Origin of the sequence: Amycolatopsis sp. NPDC057786 (assembly GCF_042797905.1) — a bacterium.
In the GTDB taxonomy this organism is placed as follows: Bacteria; Actinomycetota; Actinomycetes; order Mycobacteriales; family Pseudonocardiaceae; genus Amycolatopsis.
Genome location: NZ_JBHVKW010000038.1, coordinates 40,018 through 64,597, shown reverse-complemented (window position 1 = coordinate 64,597; position 24,580 = coordinate 40,018). Strand labels below are relative to the sequence as shown.

The window sequence follows — 24,580 nt, the reverse complement described above, 5'->3', positions numbered from 1 at the left end:
GCCCCCTTACTTGCGCCTGGCGCAAGTAAGGGGGCCTTCATGTACTCGGCACGGACTTGGGCGACCTCAGGCGCGGCCGGTCAGGGTCGTCCACGGGACGTGCACGGTCACCCGTTCCCGGAGCTGTTCGTTCATCAGCCACAGTTCCCCCGTCGCAGGCCAGTACGACAGGTTCTGCGAGTTCACCGGCGCGCGGCCGCTCAGCCTCGACGTCGAGGTACCGCCGACGCCGCCGTGCAGGCACGACGGATGGTCCCCCGCCACCCCGGCGTACTCGGGGCACACGCCGGTCATCACGAAATACCCGTTGCGCGCCACCGCTCCCTGCATGCCCCACACCGGCGACACGAAGCCCTCCTTCGCGTGCACGGTGCCATCGGCGGACACCTTGGGCAGGCCGGTCGCGCGGTCGAACGGCCACCGCAGCACCCGGCCGCCCGCCGCGTTCGGGATGTGCTCCGCGGTCACGATCGAGCCGTCACTGTGGTCGAACGACATCGTCGCGAGACACGGCCGCGTGCCGGGGGCGTTGGTGCAGGCGCCGCCGCCGGGGTACCAGTACGCGCCGATCTGCGGCATCGCGTAGTCGTAGAACGCCGCGTGGTACTTGCCGTCCGGACCCTTGCCGACGACGCCGGAGCTGTCGTCGACCTTCCAGAAGTGCGTGGTGTCGAAGACCCGCACCACTCCCCCGGTGGTCGCGACGAACAGCCGGTTCCCGATCCACGTCATGCCGTGCCCATGTCCTTGCACGACGGCGAAATTGTCGTTCGACGTCGGTTCGACGAGCAGCACGTGCCGATATCCGAGCCCGGTCGCGTCCACGAAGGACAGACGAACCATGGTGTCGCCCGGGGTGTGCCAGGACGTCGCCACGACCCGTTTGCCGCCGACCTTCCCGGTCGCCGCGTCCGCGTCGCCGGAACCGGTCAGTCCCTGCGGGATCCAGTCGTTGGTCCTGTCGTCGTTCGCGTCCTCCCAGCAGAACCCGGCCGGTTTCAGCGCCGTCGCGAGATACGTGGCGTGGCACAACGGCCGCGCCTTCCGGTTGGCCGCCGCCAGGATGTCCGGCAGGCCCTTCGGCGGAAGGTGTTTCTCCAGCGCGGCGATCCGGGCGCCGTAGGTGGCGAAGGTCGAGCCGGACGTCCACCGGAAGCCGTCGACCGTGGCCGCGTCCATCTTCGGGAACGCGGCCGCGGCCGAAGCGACCCCGGGGATGAGCCCGAACACCAGCAGGAGTGCGGCGAGAAGTCCCAGCCTCTTCATACCCGCGAGCCTCCCGGTCGCGCGCATACTTTCGATACAAACCGTGTCAGGACACCGAAAGCCCGCGCTCGGCCAGGGATTCCTCGACCCGTAACCGTTCGATCTCCCGCTCGAAACCCTCCGGCAGCGTGTCCAGCCGGTGGCCGACCTCGACCTCCCGGCAGGCTTGGACGAGCAACGCGTCGTACGCCTGCCTGGTGCCGTACCGGCGGACGGCGGAGGCCCCGGGCGGGAGTTCCGCCAGCAGCCGGTGCACCCGGCGGAGATCGGCGGCGAGTTTCTCGATGGGTGGCCCGATCGGGGTGTCCGGTTCACGGCGCCGCCGCCACCGGCGCACCAAGGCGGGGACCTTCAACGCGCACCAGAAAAGCACCGAAGGCGCCACGGCGACAACGGCGTACAGCGTGACGGGCCCGATGGCCATGGCTCATGGTAATCCCTCGCGGAGCAGCGGAACACGGTGAGCGCGCGGGTCGCGCGGCTCACCGTCGTCCTCGGCGTCCTGCGGGTGCTGGCCTCACTCTGACCGGCGGCGCTGCTTGCGGGCGCGTTCGGCGAACAGCAGCCCCACGCCCGCGGCCGCCATCAGCGCGCTCACCACCACGTGCATCCCGGACGGGAGCAGGTGGAGCTGCACGAACCAGCTCGGGTCGGTGCTGCCCAGCAGCCGGTTGATCAGCCCGCCCCCGCCCTGCACGAGCAGCAGGATTCCCAGTAGTTCGATCATCGTCGAGCCCCTTCCTTGACGCTCTCGTCCTTGGGTGAGAGCTCCTGCCACAGCGGCCCGGTGGCGAACCAGATGGCCGTCACGACCCCCAGCCGCGGCAGCCAGCCCCACAACGGGTCCACCTGCTCGGTGTCGCCGACCATGAAGATCAGCAGGAGCAGGACCCCAGCGGCCAGCCCGCAGGCCAGCACGCATTTGACCCAGTCACGCCATTCGGCGCGCGCCTTCTCTCTGCCCCTCGGCTTGGGCGGCGGTGGCGGCCCGCCCGCGAACCGGTGCGCGAACCGCACGTCGGCCCACTTGATCATCGAATGCCCGAACACGACGCTGAAGCCCAGGTACACCGCGGCCAGTCCGTGCACGAAGTTCGCCGTGGCGCCGTTGCGCAGGTCGATCACCGTCGCGGCCAGCACGAAGAGGTCGATCACCGGGGTCAGGAGCAGCAGCACGACGCTGGTCCGCTTCAGCTTGAGCAGATAGCGGGCCACGAGGCCGGCGACGATGGCGACCCAGAAACCGATCTCCCCGCCGGCGATCACCGCCGCCATCGGGTTTTCCGCGATGAAGTCCCAGATCTTGTTCACTCCGTAAGCCTCGCCGACCGCACCGGTCCTCCGCGTCGGCGTACGGCACGAGATCACCGTCATCAGTTCGTAGGACCCCGCGGCCCGTCCCCGTGTGCTGGGATGGGACGGTGCCCACGCTCGTCCCGCGGCTGAACCACCTCGCCGAATGGAAACAGGACCTCGTCATCGCCTTCGGCACGTGGGCCCTCGGCGTACTGGTCTACGTGAGCGGGATGCAGCTGCTGCTGGCGGGCCCCGACAACACGCCACTGTGGATCCGGCTGAGCGAGCTGACCGTGCTGTGCGGCCTGGAGATGTTGCGCCGCAAGGTCCCGCTGGCGCTGCTCTGCGCGCTGGTCGTGCTCGCCGTGGACGTCGCGTTCGGCCCGTCGCTCCCGATCCTCATCGTCTTCACCGACTTCCTGTACGCGACGACGCTCTACGGCTCGCGGCGCGTCAGCAGGGTGATGATCGGCGTCGCCGCGATCGGGACGCTCGCGGTGGTCTGCCTGGCGCTCGTCTTCTCCGCGCAGTGGCGCACGGCGATCCTCGCCGCGTTCGCCCTCCTGCCGTTCCTGGTCACGCCCGTGTGGTGGGCGGCCAACGTGCGCCAGCAGCGGGACATCGCCGACAGCGAACGGGCCAACGCGGTCCAGCTGGCCACGATCGGCGAACTGGACCGGAAGGCCGCCGTCGCGGGGGAACGCTCGAAGATGGCGCGGGATCTGCACGACGTCATCGCCGGGCATCTCTCGGCGATCGCGATCCAGTCCGAGGCCGCGCTGTCGATGGCCACCGCCGACCCGAAACTGTCCAGGAAGGTCCTGGAATCGGTGCGGGAGAACAGTGTGAGCGCGCTGGACGAGATGCGCGCGATGATCGGGCTGCTGCGCGCCGACACCGAGATCGAGCCGACCGCGCCCGCCCGGCTGGCCGAACTGTCCAAACTGGTCGAATCGGCGCGGGCGAGCGGGCTGACGGTCGAGGTCGGTTCCGTACCGGACCGGTCCGGCCGCCTGCCCGCCGCGGTCGACCTGACCGCGTACCGGATCGCGCAGGAGGCGCTGACCAACGCGGTGAAACACGCTCCCGGCGGGCGGGCCGTCCTCGACATCCGCGCGAGCGGCGGCATACTCACCGTCGAGGTGCGTAACGATCTTCAGCCGGGTCGCCCTGGCGACGGCGGGACCGGGCTCGGCCTGCTGAACATGCGGGAACGCGCCGCCGCGGTGGGCGGCACACTCGCCGCCGGACCGTCCGGCGGCGGCTGGCTGGTCCGTGCCGAACTGCCTCTGGAGGGGTCTTGACCATCAAAGTCCTGGTCGCCGACGACCACGGCGCGATCCGTGCCGGGTTGATGATGATCCTCGGCAACGCCGAAGGCATCGAGGTGGTCGGCGAAGCGGCGGACGGCGCCACCGCCGTCCGCCAGGCGAAGGCGCTGAAACCGGACGTCGTGCTGATGGACGTGCGCATGCCCGGCGTCGACGGCATCGCCGCCACGCGGGAGCTGACCGCGGAGGGGCTGTGCGAAGTCCTCGTGCTGACCACCTTCGATCTCGACGAGTACGTCCACGCCGCGCTGCGGGCGGGCGCGGCCGGGTTCCTGCTGAAGTCGGTCGAAGCGTCGCGGCTTATCGAGGCGGTGAAACTGGTCGCGGCGGGCGAAGGAGTGCTCGCCCCGCAGGTCACACGGAAGCTGATCGCCGCCTTCGCCGCCGGGACCCGCGAGCCTTCGCTGGCCCCCGACGGGCTCTCCGACTTGACCGAACGCGAGCGCGAAGTGCTGGCGTGCCTGGGCGGTGGCCTGTCCAACGCGCAGATCGGGACCCGGCTGCACATCGGCGAGACCACGGTGAAGACGCACGTGTCCCGCGTGCTGACGAAGCTGGACCTGCGGTCGCGGGTGCAGGCGGCGATCCTCGCGCAGGAGAACGGCGTCGTACTGGAGGGGTGAACTCCCACCGATCTGCGAGGTGGACGGCGATCTTCTAGCGTGACCCTTCATGCGGCGAACTCTGGACGTGGACGAAGTCCTGAAACGGCAGGCTTCCGGTGAGCTGAAGCGCCGCCTGCACGGGCGCGACCTGATCGGGTTCGGGGTCGGCATCATCATCGGCACCGGGATCTTCACCCTCGCCGGGGTCGAGGCGAAATCCCACGCGGGCCCGTCGGTCACGTTGTCGTTCGTGCTCGGCGCCGTCGTGGCCGGGATGGCCGCCCTCTGTTACGCCGAACTCGCCTCCAGCGTGCCGACGGCGGGAAGTGCCTATACCTACGCCTTCGCCACCCTCGGCGAGACCTTCGCCTGGATCATCGGCTGGGATCTGCTGCTCGAATTCGCCCTCGGTGCCGCCGTCGTGTCGCGCGGCTGGTCCGGCTATCTCGCGAATCTGATGGGGCTCTCGCCCGAGTGGTTCGGCGAGGACGCGAAGGTGAACATAGGCGCGGTCGCGATCATCGCCGTGCTGACCGTGATCGCCGTCCTCGGGATCAAGGAATCGGCGCGGGTGACGAATCTGCTCGTGCTGGTCAAGGTCGCGGTCTGCGTGCTGATCCTCGCGGTCGGCGTGTTCTACATCCGCGGCGAGAACCTCACGCCGTTCATCCCGCCGGCCCAGGCGCCGACGGAGACGGCCGGGACGCTGCACCAGCCGATCGTGCAAGCCGCGCTCGGGCTCGAACAGTCCGTCTACGGGATCGCCGGGATGGTGACGGCCGCCGCCGTCGTCTTCTTCGCCTACACCGGTTTCGAGGCGCTCGCCAACCTCGGCGAGGAGACCGTGAACCCGAAACGCGATCTGCGCGTCGGCATCCTCGGCGCGCTCGGCGTCTGCGCGCTGCTCTACATCGGCGTCTCGCTGGTGCTGACCGGGATGGTGCCGTACACCGAGATCGACGCGGGCGCCCCGCTCGCCGACGCCTTCGACCGCGTCGGGCAGCACTGGGTGGGCGCGCTGATCTCGCTCGGCGCGGTCACCGGGCTGACGTCGGTGATGATGGTGGAACTGGTGACGATCGGCCGGATCGGGTTCGCGATGGGCCGCGACGGCCTGCTGCCGAAGAAGTTCGGCACGGCGCATCCGCGCTGGGGCACCCCGCACCGGATGACCATCGCCGGCGCGGTGCTGATCGCGGCGCTGGCCGCGTTCGTGCCGATCTCCGAACTCGCCGACATGGTCAGCATCGGCGCGCTGTCGGCGATGATCATCGTCGCGGTGGCCGTCCCGGTGCTGCGGAAACGCCGTCCGGACCTGGAACGCCCGTTCACCGTGCCGTTTTCGCCGTACCTGCCCATCGCCGCGGCGCTGGCGTGTTTCTACCTGATGCTGAACCTGGACGTGATGACGTGGCTGCGGTTCGCCGCGTGGCTGCTGCTCGGCCTGCTGATCTATCTCTTCTACGGGCGCACGCATTCCCGGTTCGCGAAGGACGACCTCAGCTCCACAGACCGGCCGTCGTGATCGCGGCGACGGCGGCCTCGGCGTCGCCGTCGTCGACCACGACCAGCATCCGCTTCAGCGCGGCGGCCACCCATTCCACCGGCTGGTCGTGCAACCCGTTGTCCCCCAAGGACGGATAACCGTCCATAATGGACACCAGGGTCCCTTCGGCGCCGATCCGCATCCCGGCGGCCAGCACGTGGTGCGCGGCGGACGGGCGCCAGCGGGACGACCACAGCGGCGGGATCCCCGTGTCGAGGTAGTCGAGCAGCGCCCGCGCCGGCGTGTCGTGCGCGCCGAATTCGGCGGGATCGACCTCAGCGATCAACGCGACTCGCGGCAGATGCCACAGCCCGGCCAGGAGCATGAACAACGACTGCGGTGCCCAGTTCCCGCTGGCGGACACGGCGGCGAGCCGTCCGCCCGACAGCGCCCCGATCGCCCGGGACAGGCCTTCGGTCGTGGTGCCGGACAGCGCCGCGACCTCGTCCTGTCCCGCGACGTCGAACCCCGCCGCGCGCAGGGCGGCCAGTGCCGTGAACGGCCCGGCTTGCCCGTCCTTCTGCGGGAGTTCGGCCCGCGCGACGGCGACGAGATGCTCGCCGCCGGGGAGCCAGCGCCGCCCGGACAGCCCCGTCCGGTCGCCGTCGATTCCGGAGGACATCAGTCTTCGAAGGTCCACGACTGCATGATGAACGGCCCGTCGTTCGACGCCCCGGCCGAAGTGTAGGTCGCCAGGGCGGCCTTGTTGTCCGTTTCGACCCCGACCCACATCCCCCGGCAACCGCGCTCCCGCGCGATCCCGGCCAGCGCGTCGACGAGGTCCCGGCCGATGCCACGCCGCTGGTAGTCCGGGCTGACGTCGAGTTCGTTGAGGAACATCTCGGTGCCCTTGTCCGGATGCGTCACCTCGGTGCCGGTGATCATCCCCGCGGGTTCGCCGTCCTCGTAGGCGATCAGGAGATGGTTCTCCGCCCCCGCCAGGAACTTCTCGGACGCCTCCCGCTGCGCGGGTCCGTCGAACAGATGCTGAGCGGCGACGACCTCCTCGACGGTGACTGCCCGCCGGATCTCGGCCACGTGTCCTCCCGGTGTTCGCAACGCCACAGGCTGGTCAGTATCCCGCTCAGGGAGGCGCCGGGCCATCACGTTTCCCCGGCGACCGCAGCGCGACCCCGGCGACGACGGCCAGGGTGCCGATCGCCTCGGGCAGGGTCGGGACCTGCCGGAGCCACAGAAAGCCGACCAGCCCCGCCGTGACCGGCAGCAACGCGAGCAGCAGCGCGAACCGCGCCCGCCCGGCCTTGCGCAGGACCACTTGGTCGAGCGCGTACGGCACGACGGTCGAGAGCACCCCCACTCCGATGCCCAGCAGCAGCAAACGTGGCGAACCCCACACCGCGCCGGTGCCGAGCGCCAGCGGGGACAGCACCACGGTGCCCACGGCGAACCCGACGGCCAGCCCGTCGATCCCGTTCCCGCCGACCGCGACCCGCTTCCCGAGCAGGATGTACCCGGCCCAGGCGGCCGCCGCGCCGAGCGCGAACAGCACGCCGAGCAGGCTGCCTTCGAGCCGCACGTCGGCGATGGCGACCACCCCGGCCGCCACCAGCAGCAGCGCGAAGATGTCACGGCGCGTGCGCGAACCGAACGCCGCCACCACCACGGGCCCGGCGAACTCGAGGGCGACCGCGGTGCCCAGCGGCAGCCGCGCGATCGCCTCGTAGAAGAGCACGTTCATCCCGGCGGTGACGATGCCGAAGGCACCCGCGAGCAGGAACGCGCGCCCGGTCCACGCCGAGCGGGGTGGCCTGCGCCACGCCAGGAGGACCACCGCCGCCCCGAGACAGCGGAGCCAGGCCACCCCCGCGGGGGAGGCGACCGAAAAGAGACCTACGGCGATGGCCGCACCGGCGTACATGGAAATTCCGCTGAGAACGAACAAGACCGGCGACGGCACGCTCGGAAGACGGTTCCGGACGACTGCGATACCCACCCCCGCATGGTGCCTGACGTGGGAAAAGACGGTTCAGCGGGGAGTCATCTCCCACGTTGCGTGATTACGCTACGGCATCCGAGGTAATTACCAGTGACAAATGAGACACCCGCACGGGAACACTTGCGGGTCGCCAAACGTCTGGAAGAGTGGAAGCACGAACACGGCGGGGCCGGGAACGAACGTTGCCGGCATCAGTGCCGAAGTGGTCGTAGCTGGATCGATGGCACCGGGCCACCGGTGCCGGGACGGAGGGAGACTCCAATGACTTCACCGACGCTCACCCGCCCCGAACTGACCGCTGCCGACCGATGCGACCGGTGTGGAGCTGCAGCCCAGGTTCGAGCCATTCTCAGCACCGGTGGCGAGTTGCTCTTCTGTGGTCACCACGCCCGCGCACACGAGACGAAGCTCAAGGAAATGTCCGCGGACATTCAGCGGTAGCCCACCAGTCCACGACCACCCGGCGGCCGGCCGCTCCTCGCAGGGGAGCGCGCCGGCCGCCCTGTTTTTGCCCTGGTGCCTCGCGCCCCATGTCCCGAAGGTGCCCTTGAGGGCCTTCAACGTCTCAAAGGGCCCCTTCGGGACATACGTCTTCCAAAAACATACAGACAGAATGTATGTTACCCGTATGACGACCAGCAACCTTCTCGGCGAGGTACACGTGGCGGACCTCGGCAGCGCCCGCATCCGCTACCGCGACCGCGGCGAAGGCCCTCCCGTGGTCTTCGTGCACGGGCTGCTGACCAACGGCCTGCTCTGGCGCAAGGTGGCGCCCGCGGTCGCCGGCGCCGGCTTCCGCTGCCTCACCCCGGACTGGCCGCTGGGGTCGCACGAGATCCCGGTCCCGAACGCCGATCTGAGCCCGCCAGGGGTCGCCGCGCTCATCGCGCGGTTCCTCGAAGTGCTCGACCTGACCGACGTCACCGTGGTCGCGAACGACACCGGCGGCGCGCTCACGCAACTGCTCATGACCACGAACCCGGAACGGGTGGGCCGGGTCGTGCTGACCCCGTCGGACTCCTTCGAACGCTTCCTGCCGCCGCTGTTCGCGGGGCTGAGCACGCTGGCGCGGATCCCCGGCGGCGTCGGGCCGATGGTCCAGGCGCTGCGCTGGCGGTGGCTGCTGAAGACGACGGACTTCCTCTGGCTGGCCAAACACCCGGTGCCGGACCACATCCTCGACGCGTATCTGCTGCCCAGCAGGCGGAGCGCGAAGATCCGCGACGATCTGCGCCGGTTCACGGCGAGTGTCGACAAGCGGTACACACTGACCGCCGCCGAGCGGCTGCCCGCGTTCACCAAGCCCGTGCTGCTGGCCTGGGCGCCCGAAGACCGGCACTTCCCGCTGTGGCTGGGCCGCAAGCTCGCCGGGGTCCTGCCGAACGCCGAACTGAAGACGATCGAGGACTCCTACGCCTTCGTGCCGGAGGACCAGCCGGAGCGGCTGAGCGGCATGATGGTGGAATTCCTGCGTGCCCACGCCACGACGTAGCCAGACCGAACGATCGCACTCGACGCAGGCCGCGTTGATCGCGGCGGCGCGGACGTTGTTCGCCGAACAGGGTTACGCCGCCGTACCCGCCGACGAGATCGTCCGGGCGGCGGGCGTCACCCGCGGCGCGCTGTATCACCACTTCGGGGACAAACAGGGCTTGTTCCGGGCCGTGATCGAGCAGATCGAAACCGAGATCACCGAGGAGCTGAAGACCGTCCTGCGCGCCACGGACGACCCGTGGGCCGGGGCGCTCGGCGTGCTGAGCCGGTTCCTGGACCTGTGCCTGCGGCCCGAGGTGGTGCGGATCGCGCTCACGGACGCCGTCGCCGTCCTCGGCTGGCAGGAATGGCGTGAGCTGGAGGCCCGGTACGGGCTGGGCCTGATCACGGAGATCCTGGAGTCCGCGGCGGCGGACGGGCTGCTGATCGACGCGCCGATCCCGGAACTGGCGCAACTGGCGCTGAGCGCCTGCGCGGAGGCGGCGCTGATGATCGCGCACGCCGAAGACCGCACCGCCGCCAAGGAGAAGTCCCTCGCCGCACTGGTGGCCCTGCTGTCCGGCCTCGTGAAAGACCGCATTTAGTCCTCTGAACGCGGTCGTCGCGTGTGCAAGGACCGCATCCAGAGGACTAAATGCGCGCTAAACGGTGTCCAGGATCATCTCGAAGGCCGCCTCCGCGGCACCCAGCAGCTTCACGTCCGCCCCGAGCGCCGAACTCACGATCTGCGTCCCGCCCACGGCCCGGCTGACCAGGCTCCGCCGCCGCACCTCGGCCGCCACCGACTTCACGACCGAGTCGGGCAGCACGGTGAGCAGGTCGCCCAGGACGACCAGCTGCGGGCCGAGCAGGTTGACCACGTTCACCAGGCCCAGCGTCAGCCATTCCGCGAACTCCGAAAGCCGCTCCTCGGCCGCGCGCGGATCCCGGCCCAGTTCGCGCAGTTCGAACAGGATCGCCCCGCGCGGGGTGTCCTCGGGCAGGTCGAGCGCGCGGCACAGCGCCGCCTCGCCGACCTCGGTCTCCCAGCAGCCGCTGGACCCGCAATAACAAGGACGCCCGCCCGGCCGGATCGCCATATGCCCGATCTCGCCGACGTAGCCCGCGCCGCCGCGCAGCGACGAACCGTCCGCGATGATCCCTCCCCCGACACCGACGTCGGCGGAGACGTACACGGCGTCGGAAGAGCCCCGCGCGGCGCCGCGCAGGTGTTCGGCGATGGCGCCGAGTTCGGCGTCATTGCCGACCAGGACGGGGATGCGCAGCACACCGCCGAGCCGTTCCCCCAGCGCGACATCCGTCCAGCGCAGGTTGGGCGCCTCATGAACGTGCCCGTCGGCCCGGCGGACGACGCCGGGTACGGACACCCCCGCGGCGATCGGCTGCACACCGAGGTCGCCCGCCAGCACGGTGGTCGACTCGATCACGTGCGTGATCACCTCGTCGGCCTCCCGCATCCGGCCGTGGAGGTTCCAGCTGTTGCGCCCGAGGATCTGGCCGCCGAACCCGACCAGCGCGATCGCCACGTGTTCGACCTGGAGGTCGACCGCGAGCACCACCGCCGCGTGCGGCTGCGGCAGGACCAGGAGCGAGGGGCGGCCCGCCCCTCGTCCCGGCCTCGGGACCCGCTCCTCGACGACACCCGCTTCCGCGAGGCCGTCGACGAGGGTCTTGATGGTGCTGCGGTTGAGCCCCAGCTCGGTGGCGAGGGTCGCCCTGGTGCTCGGGCCGCTGACGTGCAGCAACCGGAGCAAGGTCGTGCGGTTGTGCCTGCGCACCTCGTCTGGTCGTGCAACGGGTGTGCTGGTCACGGACTTCATCATTCCATGCGGACTCAGCGCGGCGACGCAGCCGCGCGGCGACGGGACAGCGCGTCCACCGTCGCGGCGAGAAGCAGCACCAGACCGGTGACGATGTTGACCACCGCCGCCGACTGCTTCAGCAGGCCGAGCGCGTTCTCCACGACCGCCAGCACGAGGCCACCGATCACCGCGTCGACGACCCGGCCCTTGCCGCCGAACAACGAGGTACCACCGATGACGGCGGCGCCGACCGCGAACAGCAGCGTGTTGAGACCACCGGCCTGCGGGTCGACCGAACCGACCTTCGACGAGTAGACGATCGCGCCGACCGCCGCCACCGCCGAGCAGATGACGAACACCGAAGCGCGGATCTTCTCGACGTTGATCCCGGCACGCCGGGCCGCCTCGCGGTTGCCGCCGACGGCGTAGATGTGGCGGCCGTACTGGGTGCGGTTGAGCACGTAGGTGCCGAGCACCAGCAGGCCGAGCACGATCGGCACGACGTACGGGACACCCGAAATGACGATGTTCGGGTTCGGCGCGCGGTTCAGCGTCAGCAGATAGGTCGCGATCGCGGCGACCACGGCGATCGCGCCGACCTTGAACAGCACCATCGGGGTCGGCTGGGTGACCAGGCCTCGTTTGAGCCGCGAGAAGTGCTGCCCCAGTGTCACCGCCGCGAATCCACCGGCGGCGACCAGGAAGAGGATCCAGCTGCCCACAGTGGACAGATTGCCGTTGGCGACCTTGAACAGGACGTCCGAGGTGCTGATGCCGAGCGTGCCGCCCTCACCGATGAACTGGAGGATGACCCCTTGCCAGGCCAGGAAGAGCGCCAGCGTCACCACGAACGAGGGCATCCCGATCTTGGAGACGAGGAAGCCGGTCAGGACACCGATCGCGCCACCGACGCTGATCGCGAGCAGCATCTCGATCCACGGGTTGGCCGCGGTTCCCGAGAGCACGAGTGCGATGGCGAGCACGGCGAACCCGACGCCCGCCCAGATCCGCAGGACCACGCCGAGCAGCGCGGCGATCGCGAGCACCACCAGGAACGCGATGAACACGCCGTTCCCCATGCCGCCCAACAGGTTCCCGTTGCGCACGTAGTGCATCGCCAGCACCGCGGCGGTGACACCGGACGCGGTACCCGCGGACAGGTCGATCTCGCCGAGCAGCAGCACGAACACGATGCCCATCGCGATGATCGCCTTGCCGGCGCCCTGTGCCATCAGGTTCGCGATGTTGTTCATCGTCAGGAAGGTGTCCGACAGCGAGGCGAACACGATCACCAGCACGAGCAGGCCGAGCAGCGCCGGGAGCGAACCCAGCTGTCCCGCCTTGAGCCGGGAGAAGTAGTCGCCGACGGCCTCGCGGGTCGACATCGATGTCGTGTCGATGCCGAAGTCCGTGATGGCCGCCGACGGGTTGAGCGCGGCGGCCGCCGACTTGCCCCCCTCCGGCGAGGCGGGCTTTGCAGGTGTCTCAGTCATTTCCGGTTCTTTCTCGCCTCGGGTCAGAGGACGGCGGCTTCGGGGCGGGCAAGGCCGAGGTCGCCGGAGCGACCGGCGGTGATCAGTTCCACGACCTGGCCGTGGGTGACGTCCTTGGTGTGCACCTCGGCGACGAGACGGCCGAGGTAGAGCACCGCGATACGGTCGGCGACCTCGAAGACGTCGGCCATGTTGTGGCTGATCAGCACCACGCCGAGGCCCTGTTCGGCGAGGCGGCGGACGAGGTCGAGCACCTGACGGGTCTGCGCGACACCGAGCGCGGCGGTCGGCTCGTCGAGGAGGACGACCTTCGAGTCCCACAGCACGGATTTGGCGATCGCGACGGTTTGCCGCTGCCCGCCCGAGAGGGCCGAAACGGGCGTACGGACCGATTTCACGGTGCGGACCGACAGCGACGCGAGCGTCTCGCGGGCGGCCTTCTCCATGCTGGCCTCGTCGAGCAGCCATTTGCTGCCGCGTTCCCGGCCGAGGAACATGTTCTGCACGATGTCGAGGTTCTCGGCCAGCGCGAGATCCTGATAGACGACCTCGATCCCCAGATCCGCGGCGTCGCGCGGGCCGTGGATGTTCACCTGCTTGCCCTGGAACGTCACCGTTCCCGAGTCGTAGCCGTGGATCCCGGCGATCGATTTGACCAAAGTGGACTTACCGGCACCGTTGTCACCGACCAGCGCGGTGACCTCGCCGGCGCGCACGTTGAAGTCCACGTCGTGGAGGACGTGGACCGGCCCGAAGCTCTTGTTGAGCTGCTTCAGTTCGAGGATGGGTTCACTCATGGGGTACTCCCGGCTGGGTACCGGGCCGGCGCGCTCCGTCGGGGGAACGCACCGGCCCGGTCGTCTGGATTAACGGGTCAGGAGATACCGAGCTGCGTGCACGCCGCGGCCAGGTCGCCGCCGCAGATCTCGGCGGCCTTGACGTAGCCCTGCGTCACGACCTCCTTGACACCGTCCTTGGTGGTCAGCTTCGGCTCGAGGAGCACGGACTTGACCTCGCGGTTGCCCTTCGGGTCCTTCGCCTTGCCGGTGGCCAGCGCGTCGGCGCCCGCCTTGTCGCCCTTGGCCAGCAGCACGGCGAGCTTCGCCGCGGCTTCGGCCTCTTCCTTGATCGGCTTGAAGACGGTCATGTACTGGTCGCCGCGCAGGATCGCCATGAGGCCGTCCGCGGTGGCGTCCTGGCCGGTGACCGGGACCTTGCCGTTGAGGCCGTTCTTCTTCAGCACGGTGATGACCGCGCCGGCGAGACCGTCGTTCGCGGCGACGACGCCGTCGACCTTGCCCTTGTTGTCGGTCAGGATCTGCTCGAAGGTCTGGCCGCCCTTCTGGTTGTCCCAGTTGTCGATGGCCTGCTCGCGCACGAGCTTCAGGTCACCGCTGGCGAACTTCGGCTGCAGCACGGACTTCTGGCCGTTGGCGAACAGCGTCGCGTTGTTGTCGGTCGGGGCGCCCTCGATCATGACGACCTCGGCGCCCTTCTTGTCCTTCAGCGCGTCGGCGAGACCCTGGCCCTGCAGCTGGCCGACCTTCTCGTTGTCGAACGAGACGTAGTAGTCGGAGCTGCCACCGAGGTTGAGGCGGTCGTAGTCGATCGTCGGGATGCCCGCGGCCTGCGCCTTGCGGGCGACCGCCGCGCCGACCTCGCCGTTGATGGCGGCGATGATCAGGACCTTGACGTTCTGCGCGATCATGCCGTCGGCCAGGGTGGTGAACTTCTGGACGTCGCCCTGCGCGTTCTGGACGTCGGCGTCGAAGCCCGCGTCCTTGAGCGCCTTGGTCAGGAACGGCTTGTCGAAGGACTCCCAGCGCGCCGAGGTGGCGGTCTCCGGCAGGATGACGCCGACTTTGCCACCGGCGGCGGCACCGCCCGGGGCGGGGGCGGACTGCGAGGAGTTGCCGCTGCCCGAGTCGGCGGTGTTGGCGCCACAGGCGGAGAGCACCAGGCCGGCGCCCACCGTCGCGGCGAGGAGGGTAAGGGTTCTGCTGCGCATCCTCGTTCCTTCCGGATCTTGCTCGCGGGCGGCGATCCTGGAGGACCGGTCGCACCATCGCGCATATGTTGTGGGCGACAACATATGCCGCCGAACGGGTTTCGCGGAAGACGGCTGAATCGATTAAGCCTCATCAAATGGACACGGTTTGGCAACGTGGCCGTAGCAAGACGTATGGAGTCTAGGTGCGCTGACAGTGTGACCGCCACCACTCACTCAGCGTGGTCGGCGCTGTTGATCACCCCCAGGCCCGGATGCAATGAACGGTCCTTTCCTTGCGAAATTTGCAAGGAAAGGACCGTTCATAGCGCTTGGTACGAAGGTGCTACCAAGAACGCAGGGTGACGATCCGCTCTTCGAGTTGCTCCACCGAGGCCATCGCGGTCGGCGGGCCGCCGCAGACCCGGCGCAGTTCGTTGTGGATCGCGCCGTGCGGCTTCTTCGTCCGGTGGTGGTGCACGCCCACCAGCGCGTTCAGCTCCTTGCGCAGGCTGCCGAGCCGCTCGCTGACCGACTGCGGCCGCGCGACCGGGGCGGCCTCCTCGGCCTTGGGCTTGCGCCGCTTCTCGTCGGAGAGCTGCTCCTCCTGCCGCTTCCGCAGCAGGGCACGGACCTGGTCCGGCTCCAGCAGCCCGGGCAGGCCGAGGTACTCCTGCTCCTCGTCGGAACCGGAGAACACCGCGGTGCCGAAGGAGTTGCCGTCGTAGATGACCTGGTCGAGCTCGGCGGAGGCACCCAGCGAGGTGAACGCCTTCTCCTCCTCGCCCGGCTCGTCCTCGGTGCGGTTGGCCTGGGCCAAGAGCTCGTCGTCCCAGCCCTCCTTCTCGCGGTGCGGCTTGCCGAGGACGTGGTCGCGCTGCGCCTCCAGCTCACTGGCCAGTTCCAGCAGCACCGGCACGCTCGGCAGGAAGACCGAAGCGGTCTCGCCGGGTTTGCGCGAACGCACGTACCGGCCGATGGCCTGCGCGAAGAACAGCGGGGTCGACGCGCTCGTGGCGTAGACGCCGACGGCCAGCCGGGGCACGTCGACGCCTTCGGACACCATGCGGACCGCGACCAGCCACCGGTCGGTCGAATCGGAGAACTCCTTGATCCGCCCGGACGCCTTGGGATCGTCGGAGAGGACGACCGTCGGGGTCTGGCCGGAGATGCGCTCCAGGATCTTGGCGTAGGCACGCGCCGAATCCTGGTCGGTGGCGATCACCAGGCCGCCCGCGTCCGGGATGCCGTTGGCGCGAAGCTGTGCGAGACGCGTGTCCGCGGCCTGCAGCACCGACGGGATCCACTCGCCTGCCGGATCGAGCGCCGTGCGCCAGGCACGCGCGTTCTGTTCCGCGGTCAGCGGCTCGCCCAGCCGCGCGGTGAACTCCTCCCCCGCGCTCGTGCGCCAGGAGGCCTCGCCGGAGTAGGCGAGGAAGACGACCGGCCGGACCACACCGTCGGCGAGCGCGTCGGCGTAGCCGTAGGCATGGTCGGCCTTGCTGCGCTGGAAACCCGAGCCGTCGGCCTCGTAGGTGACGAACGGGATCGGCGAGTCGTCGCTGCGGAACGGGGTCCCGGTCAGCGCGAGACGGCGGACGGCGGGCGTGAACGCCTCACGGATCGCGTCACCCCAGGACTTCGCGTCACCGCCGTGGTGGATCTCGTCCAGGATGACCAGGGTCTTGCGGTTCTCGGTGCGCACCCGGTGCAGCGTCGGATGCGCGGCGACCTGCGCGTAGGTCAGCGCGACACCTTGGTAGTCACGCGAGGTGACCCCGGTGCCGTTGCGGAAGTTCGAGTCGATCGCGATACCCGCGGCCGCGGCCGAGGCCGCCCACTGGTGCTTCAGGTGTTCCGTCGGCGCGACGATGGTGATCCGCTCGACGGTCCGGTCGCTCAGCAGCTCGGCGGCGATCCGGAGACCGAACACCGTCTTGCCCGCGCCCGGCGTCGCGACGGCCAGGAAGTCCTGCGGTTTCTTCGTGAGGTACTTCGTCAGCGCTCGTCGCTGCCAGGCACGCAGCGGGCGCGCGGTGCTGTCCTTCGCCGCGGGAGGCGCGCCCAGCTCGCCCCGATCGCGTTCAACCGTTTCCGCCATGCCGGTCCCCTCCTCCCACATCCGAAAACACCTGGTCATCCGCCTTGTCACAAGCGAAAACCCCCACTTGGGTATCCGGCCGCGACGCCGGCGCCTGAGGTGAGGGCACTCCGAGGAGCCTACCTCGCGGGCCCGTGGAACGCCTGAAGCGCCACCCCCGTTGTCGGGTTACTCACCCGAAAACCCAGGGGCGGCGAGCCGAATCGCGCGGCATGGACCATGCTGGACACCGTCAAGGGCGCCCGGCGCCGTCGGAGGAGCTGCATGAGCGAGGAGAACGGCCGTCCGGACACGGCCGCCGAGGTCGCGAAGGGCCGCAGGGGGCCGTTGCGCCTGCTCAGCCGCACGCTCAGCAAGGCGTGGGACGGCAACATCTTCTCCGAGGCCGCCGAAGCCGCCTTCTGGCAGACACTCTCCCTGCCGCCACTGCTGCTGGGGCTCCTCGGTTGCCTCGGCTTCGTCGGCGACTGGTTCGGCCAGGAGGTCGTGACCGCGGTCCACGACCGGATCATCACCTTCAGCAAGACGATCTTCAGCGACAACGCCGTCCACGACATCATCGAGCCGACGGTCAACAGCATCCTGTTCGTCGGCAAGGGCGAGATCGTCTCCGTCGGCTTCCTGATCTCCCTGTGGGCGGGTTCGTCGGCGATGTCGTCGTTCGTCGACGCGATCACCGTCGCACACGACCAGTACGGCGTCCGCAACGACGTGTGGCAGCGGATCTTCGCGCTGCTGCTGTATCTGGCCGGGCTGGTCATCCTGGTGGTCGGGCTGCCGCTGCTGGCGATCGGGCCGGACCTGCTCCCCCAGTTCTTCCCCACCGACTGGCGCGGCACGGTGTCGTACTGGGTCGGCACGCTGTACTACCCGGTGCTGGCCGTGATGATCGTGCTCGCGCTGACGACGCTGTACAAGCTCGCCCTGCCGCGCAGGCTGCCCTGGCACCGGGGACTGCCGGGCGCGGTGCTCGCCATGGTCGTGTTCCTGCTGTCCAGTATCGGGCTGCGGATCTACCTGAACTGGATCACCAAGACCGGCTACACCTACGGCGCGCTCGCCGCGCCGATCGCGTTCCTGTTGCTGATGTTCTTCATCGGGCTCGCGGTGGTCGGCGGCGCGTACTTCAACAGCGCGATCCAGGAACTGTGGCCCGCCAAGGCGACGAAACGGCAGCGCCGGAAATGGCGGCGGCTGGAAATGGAGCGCGCGAACGAACGGATCCGCGCCGAAGAGGGTCGCAAACTGTGGGAACGGACGACGGTCCCGCTCCGCCGTCCCCGTCAGAACGGCGATTCCCCCGATGGTGACCCCGAACACGTGTCGGAACAATCGGTGAACGAAGAACCGCAGAGCGAAGCCGATTCGGTGACAGACCGGCGAAGTTGAGCGGGCCCTCATCCCGAAGTCGTACTCGGATTCCACCCGTGGTGTGAATCCACCCCACCCCCTCCCGTGAAAAGCTCGCGGCAACCCGCCCGTCCGAGCTATTTCCTGGGGGATACCGCCATGTCCACGCTGGCCAGACTGAGCCTGCGCAACCGAAGTCTCATCGGGCTGCTCGCCCTGGTGGTGATCGGCTTCGGCGCCTTCGCCCTGCCACAGCTGAAGCAGCAGCTGTTCCCGTCACTGCAGTTCCCGCAGGCGCAGATCATCACGCCGTACGCGGGCGCGTCGCCGGACGCGGTCGACCGGCAGGTCACCGAGCCGCTCGAAGGCGGGCTGCAGGGGTTGAAGGGCCTCGAAGAGCTGAGCTCGACGTCGTCGGAGGGGCTGTCGCGGATCACCGCGCAGTTCGAGTTCGGCACGGACATCGACGCGGCGGTCGGGCAGATCCAGCGCGTCGTCGACGGGCTGAAGGCACGGCTGCCGCAGAACAGCGAGCCGTCGGTTTCGGCGGGTTCCACCGACGATCTCCCGGTCGTGCTGCTCGCCGCCGGGACCACCGGTGACCCGCAGGCGCTCGCGCCGGCGCTGACCGGGGAGGTCGCGCCGGAACTGCGGAAGATCGACGGTGTCCGCGAGGTCGAGGTGACCGGCGCGCGGCAGCCGCGGGTGACCATCGCGCTGGACTACGCGAAGCTGGCCGCCGCGGGGGTCGACCCGTCGTCGATCGCCACCACCCTGCAGACCGCCGGTGCCGCCGTCCCGGCCGGGACGCTGACCGAAGGCGACAAGACGCTCACCGTCCAGGTCGGTGGCGGACCGACCACAGTGGACACGATCAAGAACCTCTACCTGACACCGGCTTCCCGTCCCGGGGCGCCGACGGGCAAGCCGGTGAAGCTCGGTGACGTCGCGGAGGTCCAGGCCGGGTTCGCGCCGCCGACGTCGATCACGCGCACCAACGGCAAACCGAGCCTCGGGCTCTCGATCACCATGGTGGAGAACGGGAACGCGGTCGCGATCTCGGAATCGGTGCGGGACAAGCTGCCCGAGCTGTCGAAGAAGATCGGCGCCGAGATGAGCGTCGTGTTCGATCAGGGCACCCCGGTCAAGGACGCGATCAGTGGCCTGACCACCGAAGGGCTGCTCGGGCTCGCGTTCGCGGTCGTGGTGATCCTGCTGTTCCTGATGTCGGTGCGCTCCACCCTGGTGACGGCGGTGTCGATCCCGCTTTCGGTGGTCGTGGCGCTGCTGGCGTTGTGGACCGGCGATCTGTCGCTGAACCTGCTCACCCTCGGCGCGCTCACCATCGCCATCGGGCGGGTGGTCGACGACTCGATCGTGGTGCTGGAGAACATCAAACGACATCTGGCGTACGGCGAGGAAAAGCAGCGCGCGGTCCTCGACGGCGTGCGCGAGGTCGCGGGCGCCGTGACGTCGTCGACCCTCACCACGGTGGCGGTGTTCCTGCCGATCGCCTTCGTGGGCGGGTTCGTCGGCGAGCTGTTCTCGCCGTTCGCGATCACGGTCACCGTGGCGCTGCTGGCGTCGCTCCTGGTTTCGCTGACGATCGTGCCGGTGCTCGCGTACTGGTTCCTCAAGCCGCCCAAAGCCCCGGCGAACGAACGCGAGGCCGAGCTCACGCGCCAGGCCGCCGAAGACAAGGAACGCCGCGGGCTGCTGCAGCGCGGGTACGTCCCGGTGATCCGGTTCGCCACGCGGCGTCGCGTCACCGTGGTACTGCTGGCGCTGATCATCTTCGGCGGCACGGTCGGGCTGGCCTCGCAGCTGAACACGAACTTCCTCGACCAGTCCGGCTCGACGACGCTGAGCCTTTCGCAGAAGCTGCCGCCCGGCACCAGTTCCGAGGCCAAGGAGAAGGCCGCCGGCGCGGTGGAGCAGGCGCTCGCCGCCGAACCCGCCGTCGAGACCTACCAGGTGAGCATCGGCGGGGGCGGCTTCTTCGGTGGCGGCGGGATGGCGACCAACATCCAGGTCACCGTCGCCAAGGACACCGACCTCGACGCGCTCTCCGAGCGGCTGCGGGGCAAGCTCGACAAGCCGGAACTCGGTGAGATCAAGATCGGCGCGGAGGCGAGCGGGTTCAACACGGACCAGGTCTCGATCACCGTCACCGCCCCCGACGAGGCCGCCTTGAAGCCGGCCGCCGAGCAGGTCCGCCAGGCGCTGTCCGGCGTTCCGGACCTGACCGAGGTGACCAGTGACCTCGCGCAGGGTTCGCCGCGCGTGCAGGTCGAGGTCGACGCCGCCAAGGCCGCGGCGAGCGGGCTTTCGGCGACCACGATCGGGCAGATCGCGAACCAGGCCATCGCCGGCCGCACGGTGACCCAGCTGCCGGTCGACGGTCAGCGCACGGACATCGTGCTGCGGGCGGGCACGGCCCCCGTGTCGGTCGACGCGGTCAAGGCCCTGCCGATCCCGAGCGCGACCGGCGTGGTGCGGCTCGACTCGGTCGCGAACGTGTCCACAGTGGACGGCCCGGCCGCGGTGCACCGCACCTCCGGCGAGCTGAGCACCACGGTCACCGCCAAGAACACCGGCGCGGACCTGGCCGCCACCACCCGGGCCATCCAGTCCAAATTGGACGGAATGACCTTCACCGGCGGCGCGGCGTACAAACTCGGCGGCGTCAGCGAAGACCAGCAGGAGGCTTTCGGGAACCTGTTCCTCGCGCTGCTGGCGGCGGTCGCGATCGTGTACCTGATCATGGTGGCGACGTTCCGCAGCCTGATCCAGCCGCTGATCCTGCTGGTGTCGATCCCGTTCGCGGCGACCGGCGCGATCGGGCTGCTGCTGGCCACCGGGACCGCGCTGGGCCTGCCCGCGCTGATCGGGATGCTGATGCTCGTCGGCATCGTGGTGACGAACGCGATCGTGCTGATCGACCTGATCAACCAGTACCGGGCTTCGGGGATGAGCGTCGCCGACGCCGTCGTCGAGGGCGGCAGGCGACGGTTGCGGCCGATCCTGATGACCGCGGCGGCGACCATCTTCGCGCTGGTCCCGATGGCGCTCGGGCTGACCGGGCAGGGCGGGTTCATCGGGCAGCCGCTGGCGATCGTGGTGATCGGCGGGCTGGTCAGCTCGACCCTGCTGACGCTGATCCTGGTGCCGACGCTGTACACGATGGTCGAGACGCGGAAAGAGAAGCGCCGCGTGAAGAAGGACGCCCGGCGATCTTCGGCCCCGGCCACCGAGACGCTGACCCCGGAGCCGGCCGCGTAGACCTGGGGGCGGGGGACGGAAGGTGCGCCGGGGCCGGGTGGGCGCCCGGCGCGCCTTCCACATTCAGTCGACCAACTGCGTAGGTGCGCCGTCAGGACCAAGTACGTGAAGGCCCCCTTCGCTGCGTCTAGCGCAGTGAAGGGGGCCTTCACGTACTTGTGGGTGCGAAATCGGCGCCTCTCCAGTCACATCGGTCACCCGAGCAACATCAGTAACCGTCCACAGTGGAGGCACCTCCTCGCCGAGCCCCGTAACCCGTAACTCGCGTGATCGAAGCCGTAACTCGCGTGATCAGACCAGGTACGCCTTCGATCACGCGAGTTACGCGTCTGATCACACGAGTTACGCGTCCGGTCACGCCTTCCGGAACCGCCAGGTCTTACTGTCGAACGCCACGCACCACGAAGGCGACAGCATGACGACCCGCAGGGTCCCGTCGGCGGCGACGTCGATGCCCTCGGTCTCGAAGTTCCCGCCGCACATGCTCTTCAGCGGCAGCTGCCCCAGCGACGTGACCCGCCCGGTCACGTCCGAACCGGACAGCGCGCCGGAAAGGTCGACCTGGAGCAGCGGCTTGGTGGTCCCGAACAGGGAGCCCTCGGGGTCGTCGGACGCGCACAGCAGCCGGGTCGCGGTGACGAAGTCGCAGCCCTGGATGTCGCGCACCGGCTTGTCGAGCCGGATCGCGGAGGCGTACGGCAGGTTCGCCGACGGGTTCGTGTGCGCGACGCCGGGCATCGGGTGCACGAGAAGCCGGTCCATCGTGCCCCACTCGCCCGCCACCATCCAGCGCGCGTCGGGGGTCACGGCGGCGAACGAGTTGTTGTTCGCCTCCCACGACTCCAGCGCGTGCGTGTAGTTCGCCCACGTCCCGTTGGGCGACTCGACGCGGAAGAGCTTCGCTCCCCTGTCGTCGCGCTGATACGGCTCGACGTACCAGCCCTGCGCGGAGCCAGGGTCGCCGACGTGGTTCCAGCCCTGAGACGACAGGTTCACGGGAACGGTCGCGATCCCGGTGTAGCGGTAGATCGTCCCGGACGGCCGTTCGATGGTGGCCAGTCCCTGGCCCTCGTCGAGCGGGCGGGCGTTGTCCGAGCCGACCGTTGTCCAGCCGGTGACGGCTTGGGCGGCGGCGGGTGAGAACACCGCGACCAACGCGGCGATGGCGAGCACGATCCCGGTTCTACGCATGAAGGCTCCGTCCCGGCGGGTTTTCGCTGGCGCGTACTGATTACCAGCGAAGACCGGGACGGGCAGCCGCCATGTGAAGGATTTTCAGATTTTGTCCGGTTTCGGACACCGGACGGCCAGGTGTCAGTCGCCCGGCTTGAGGCCGTCGTAGATCTTCTTGCAGTCCGGGCAGACCGGCGAACCGGGCTTCGCCGACTTCGTCACCGGGAAGACCTCACCGCACAGCGCCACCACGTGCGTGCCCATGACCGCGCTTTCGGCGATCTTGTTCTTGCGCACGTAGTGGAACATCTTCGGCGAATCGTCGTCGGTGCCGTCGGTGCCCTCGGGACGGGTATCCGGCTTCGGAAGGGTCTGTGTACTCACCCCTCCATTGTGCCCCAAATCCTCCTGCGCACACCGACGACCTGGCAGGATCTCGCCCATGTTCCAGAAGGTGCTCGCGACATTCGGCTCGGGCGGGGCGAAGATCGACGCCCGGCTGCTCGACCGCACTGTCTCCCCCGGCCGCCCGTTGCGCGGCGAGGTCCTGCTGCTCGGCGGCGAAGTCGATCAAGAGATCAACGGCCTCTCGGTGAAACTGCTCGCCAGGGTCACCCTCCCGGACGAACGCCGCCCCGGCGTCGAGGACCTCGAATTCGGCACCCAGCAGCTGGCGGGCAACGAGCGGATCGGGCCGGGACAGCAGGTCCGCATCCCGTTCGAGGTGGCCCTGCCCTGGGAGACGCCGATCTCCAGCGTCTTCGGCAAGCCACTGAACGGGATGGCCGTCGGCCTCCAGACCTGCCTCGACATCGCCAACTCCGTGACCGACCCGGTCGACGTCGACGGCGCCGCGATCGAGCCGCTGCCCGCGCAGAAACGGATCTTGGACGCCTTCAGCCGGATCGGCTTCGTCTTCCGCGAGGCCGTGCTGGAACGCGGCCGGATCAACGGCGCCGTCCAGCAGCTCCCGTTCTTCCAGGAGATCCGCTTCACCCCATCGCCGCGGTTCGCGCCCGTCTTCACCTCCGTGGCGGTGACGTTCCTGTCCTCGCCGTCGGAGACACAAGTCGTGCTGGAGGTGACCAAACGGGTCCGGGTGTCCAAGAGCGGCGGGTTCGGCGGACGCGGCCAGGAGTTCCTCGGCCTGTTCAAGGTCGACCACGCCGCGCTGGAGCGGGTCAAGTGGGAGCCGCAGCTCGAAGGGTGGCTGCACGAGGTGGCCAAGGCGCGCGGGATCTTCGACTGATGGAGTGGCCCACCGCGATCACCCGGCTCGGCGGCGATCACCGGATCGCCGCCGTCGCGTGGGACGACCTCCAGACCCGCTACGCCGAACCGCATCGCCGCTACCACGATCTCCGGCACGCCACGGCCGTCGCCCACGACAGCGGCGACCTGGCGGTCGCCTTCGGCTTGAGCTCCCGCGAGCGAGCGCTCGTCGCCGTCGCCGCCTGGACGCACGACGTCGTGTACGACGCCCGTCCCGGCGAGGACGAACGGGCGAGCGCGGCCTGGACACGGGACGAACTCACCAACGCCGGCGTCCCCGTGGCGGATGTCGAGCGCGCCGGAGAGCTGGTACTGAGCACGATCCATCACGCCGCCCCGGACAACGACCTCCTCGCCACGGCGCTGCTCGACGCCGACCTCGCGATCCTCGGCGCCACACCGGAGCGTTACGAGGAGTACGCGAACGGTGTCCGGGCGGAGTACTCGGTCTACTCCGACGAGGACTGGCGGGCGGGACGCGCGGCCGTGCTGGAGAACCTGCTGGCCAGGCCGCGGCTGTATCGCAGCGACATCGCGCGGGCACGCTGGGAGGCCAAGGCACGCGGGAACCTCGCGAACGAACTGACCCGATGGCGTGACGCGGACCCACATCACCGATGATGTT

Annotated in this window: 24 protein-coding genes; 10 read left to right on the top strand and 14 right to left on the bottom strand. The window is 69.3% G+C overall.

Going from position 1 to position 24,580, the window contains the following annotated elements; all coding sequences use genetic code 11:
- Positions 1-66: 66 nt before the first annotated feature.
- The 4 genes from ACFVM3_RS20830 to ACFVM3_RS20815 form a co-directional block, all read right to left on the bottom strand.
- Positions 67-1,266 carry a hypothetical protein gene (locus ACFVM3_RS20830; protein ID WP_378440850.1) on the bottom strand — a complete coding sequence of 400 codons (1,200 nt, stop codon included), beginning with the start codon at positions 1,264-1,266 and terminating at the stop codon, positions 67-69.
- 46 nt (positions 1,267-1,312) lie between these two features.
- On the bottom strand, positions 1,313-1,690 hold the full coding sequence (locus tag ACFVM3_RS20825) for a hypothetical protein (protein WP_378440849.1): 378 nt from the start codon (positions 1,688-1,690) through the stop codon (positions 1,313-1,315).
- A gap of 93 nt (positions 1,691-1,783) precedes the next feature.
- Positions 1,784-1,993: a hypothetical protein gene (locus ACFVM3_RS20820; RefSeq protein ID WP_378440847.1), complete on the bottom strand. Its 210-nt coding sequence runs from the start codon at positions 1,991-1,993 to the stop codon at positions 1,784-1,786.
- Entirely contained in the window at positions 1,990-2,577 is a 588-nt protein-coding gene (locus ACFVM3_RS20815) for a hypothetical protein (protein ID WP_378440845.1), read from the bottom strand. Before ACFVM3_RS20815 ends, ACFVM3_RS20820 begins: the two co-directional genes overlap by 4 nt.
- Positions 2,578-2,687: 110 nt before the next feature.
- Here ACFVM3_RS20815 and ACFVM3_RS20810 point away from each other — a divergent pair, with 110 nt between their 5' ends.
- The 3 genes from ACFVM3_RS20810 to ACFVM3_RS20800 all read left to right on the top strand — a co-directional run bounded on the left by ACFVM3_RS20810 (position 2,688) and on the right by ACFVM3_RS20800 (position 6,023).
- The gene (locus tag ACFVM3_RS20810; protein WP_378440844.1) at positions 2,688-3,866 is read left to right on the top strand and encodes a sensor histidine kinase; all 1,179 of its coding nucleotides are present in this window, start codon (positions 2,688-2,690) and stop codon (positions 3,864-3,866) included.
- Positions 3,863-4,516, top strand: a complete 654-nt coding sequence (locus ACFVM3_RS20805) for a response regulator (RefSeq protein ID WP_378440842.1) — start codon at positions 3,863-3,865, stop codon at positions 4,514-4,516. Before ACFVM3_RS20810 ends, ACFVM3_RS20805 begins: the two co-directional genes overlap by 4 nt.
- A 67-nt stretch (positions 4,517-4,583) precedes the next feature.
- Complete coding sequence (locus ACFVM3_RS20800; protein ID WP_378440860.1) at positions 4,584-6,023, top strand: APC family permease; 1,440 nt, start codon at positions 4,584-4,586, stop codon at positions 6,021-6,023.
- On the opposite strand, the gene ACFVM3_RS20795 is transcribed toward ACFVM3_RS20800, so the two are convergent.
- The 3 genes from ACFVM3_RS20795 to ACFVM3_RS20785 are packed head-to-tail and all read right to left on the bottom strand — an operon-like array spanning position 5,998 to position 7,923.
- On the bottom strand, positions 5,998-6,666 hold the full coding sequence (locus ACFVM3_RS20795) for a DUF6885 family protein (RefSeq protein WP_378440858.1): 669 nt from the start codon (positions 6,664-6,666) through the stop codon (positions 5,998-6,000). The genes ACFVM3_RS20800 and ACFVM3_RS20795 overlap by 26 nt on opposite strands.
- Positions 6,666-7,082 (bottom strand): GNAT family N-acetyltransferase, encoded by a 417-nt coding sequence (locus ACFVM3_RS20790; RefSeq protein WP_378440840.1) that lies wholly within the window; start codon positions 7,080-7,082, stop codon positions 6,666-6,668. Before ACFVM3_RS20790 ends, ACFVM3_RS20795 begins: the two co-directional genes overlap by 1 nt.
- 46 nt (positions 7,083-7,128) lie before the next feature.
- Positions 7,129-7,923: a DMT family transporter gene (locus ACFVM3_RS20785; protein WP_378440856.1), complete on the bottom strand. Its 795-nt coding sequence runs from the start codon at positions 7,921-7,923 to the stop codon at positions 7,129-7,131.
- Between the two features lie 339 nt (positions 7,924-8,262).
- On the opposite strand from ACFVM3_RS20785, the gene ACFVM3_RS20780 reads away from it, so the two are divergent.
- The 3 genes from ACFVM3_RS20780 (at position 8,263) to ACFVM3_RS20770 (ending at position 10,079) form a co-directional block, all read left to right on the top strand.
- Positions 8,263-8,442: a hypothetical protein gene (locus ACFVM3_RS20780; protein ID WP_016332937.1), complete on the top strand. Its 180-nt coding sequence runs from the start codon at positions 8,263-8,265 to the stop codon at positions 8,440-8,442.
- Between the two features lie 187 nt (positions 8,443-8,629).
- On the top strand, positions 8,630-9,493 hold the full coding sequence (locus tag ACFVM3_RS20775; protein ID WP_378440838.1) for an alpha/beta fold hydrolase: 864 nt from the start codon (positions 8,630-8,632) through the stop codon (positions 9,491-9,493).
- Entirely contained in the window at positions 9,474-10,079 is a 606-nt protein-coding gene (locus ACFVM3_RS20770) for a TetR/AcrR family transcriptional regulator (RefSeq protein ID WP_378440836.1), read from the top strand. The genes ACFVM3_RS20775 and ACFVM3_RS20770 overlap by 20 nt, the downstream gene beginning before the upstream one ends.
- Positions 10,080-10,136: 57 nt before the next feature.
- Here the strand turns inward: ACFVM3_RS20770 and ACFVM3_RS20765 are convergent, their stop codons facing one another.
- The 5 genes from ACFVM3_RS20765 to ACFVM3_RS20745 form a co-directional block, all read right to left on the bottom strand.
- Entirely contained in the window at positions 10,137-11,318 is a 1,182-nt protein-coding gene (locus tag ACFVM3_RS20765; RefSeq protein WP_378440834.1) for an ROK family protein, read from the bottom strand.
- 11 nt (positions 11,319-11,329) lie between these two features.
- Positions 11,330-12,790 carry a sugar ABC transporter permease gene (locus ACFVM3_RS20760; RefSeq protein WP_378440833.1) on the bottom strand — a complete coding sequence of 487 codons (1,461 nt, stop codon included), beginning with the start codon at positions 12,788-12,790 and terminating at the stop codon, positions 11,330-11,332.
- A gap of 23 nt (positions 12,791-12,813) precedes the next feature.
- A complete protein-coding gene (locus tag ACFVM3_RS20755) occupies positions 12,814-13,587 on the bottom strand; it encodes an ATP-binding cassette domain-containing protein (RefSeq protein WP_005164482.1) in 774 nt (257 codons plus the stop codon).
- 77 nt (positions 13,588-13,664) lie between these two features.
- Positions 13,665-14,798, bottom strand: a complete 1,134-nt coding sequence (locus ACFVM3_RS20750) for a sugar ABC transporter substrate-binding protein (protein WP_063274526.1) — start codon at positions 14,796-14,798, stop codon at positions 13,665-13,667.
- Positions 14,799-15,123: 325 nt separating this feature from the next.
- Positions 15,124-16,878 carry a DEAD/DEAH box helicase gene (locus ACFVM3_RS20745; protein WP_378440832.1) on the bottom strand — a complete coding sequence of 585 codons (1,755 nt, stop codon included), beginning with the start codon at positions 16,876-16,878 and terminating at the stop codon, positions 15,124-15,126.
- Positions 16,879-17,142: 264 nt separating this feature from the next.
- On the opposite strand from ACFVM3_RS20745, the gene ACFVM3_RS20740 reads away from it, so the two are divergent.
- Entirely contained in the window at positions 17,143-18,267 is a 1,125-nt protein-coding gene (locus ACFVM3_RS20740; RefSeq protein ID WP_378440830.1) for a YihY/virulence factor BrkB family protein, read from the top strand.
- 120 nt (positions 18,268-18,387) lie between these two features.
- A complete protein-coding gene (locus ACFVM3_RS20735) occupies positions 18,388-21,510 on the top strand; it encodes an efflux RND transporter permease subunit (RefSeq protein ID WP_378440828.1) in 3,123 nt (1,040 codons plus the stop codon).
- Between the two features lie 354 nt (positions 21,511-21,864).
- On the opposite strand, the gene ACFVM3_RS20730 is transcribed toward ACFVM3_RS20735, so the two are convergent.
- Together ACFVM3_RS20730 and ACFVM3_RS20725 are read right to left on the bottom strand one after the other, a co-directional pair.
- The gene (locus ACFVM3_RS20730; RefSeq protein ID WP_378440826.1) at positions 21,865-22,701 is read right to left on the bottom strand and encodes a hypothetical protein; all 837 of its coding nucleotides are present in this window, start codon (positions 22,699-22,701) and stop codon (positions 21,865-21,867) included.
- 123 nt (positions 22,702-22,824) lie between these two features.
- On the bottom strand, positions 22,825-23,067 hold the full coding sequence (locus ACFVM3_RS20725; protein ID WP_007033595.1) for a DUF3039 domain-containing protein: 243 nt from the start codon (positions 23,065-23,067) through the stop codon (positions 22,825-22,827).
- A 58-nt stretch (positions 23,068-23,125) separates the two neighbouring features.
- On the opposite strand from ACFVM3_RS20725, the gene ACFVM3_RS20720 reads away from it, so the two are divergent.
- The gene (locus ACFVM3_RS20720; RefSeq protein ID WP_378440824.1) at positions 23,126-23,932 is read left to right on the top strand and encodes a sporulation protein; all 807 of its coding nucleotides are present in this window, start codon (positions 23,126-23,128) and stop codon (positions 23,930-23,932) included.
- Positions 23,932-24,576: a hypothetical protein gene (locus tag ACFVM3_RS20715; protein ID WP_378440822.1), complete on the top strand. Its 645-nt coding sequence runs from the start codon at positions 23,932-23,934 to the stop codon at positions 24,574-24,576. The genes ACFVM3_RS20720 and ACFVM3_RS20715 overlap by 1 nt, the downstream gene beginning before the upstream one ends.
- Positions 24,577-24,580: the final 4 nt, after the last annotated feature.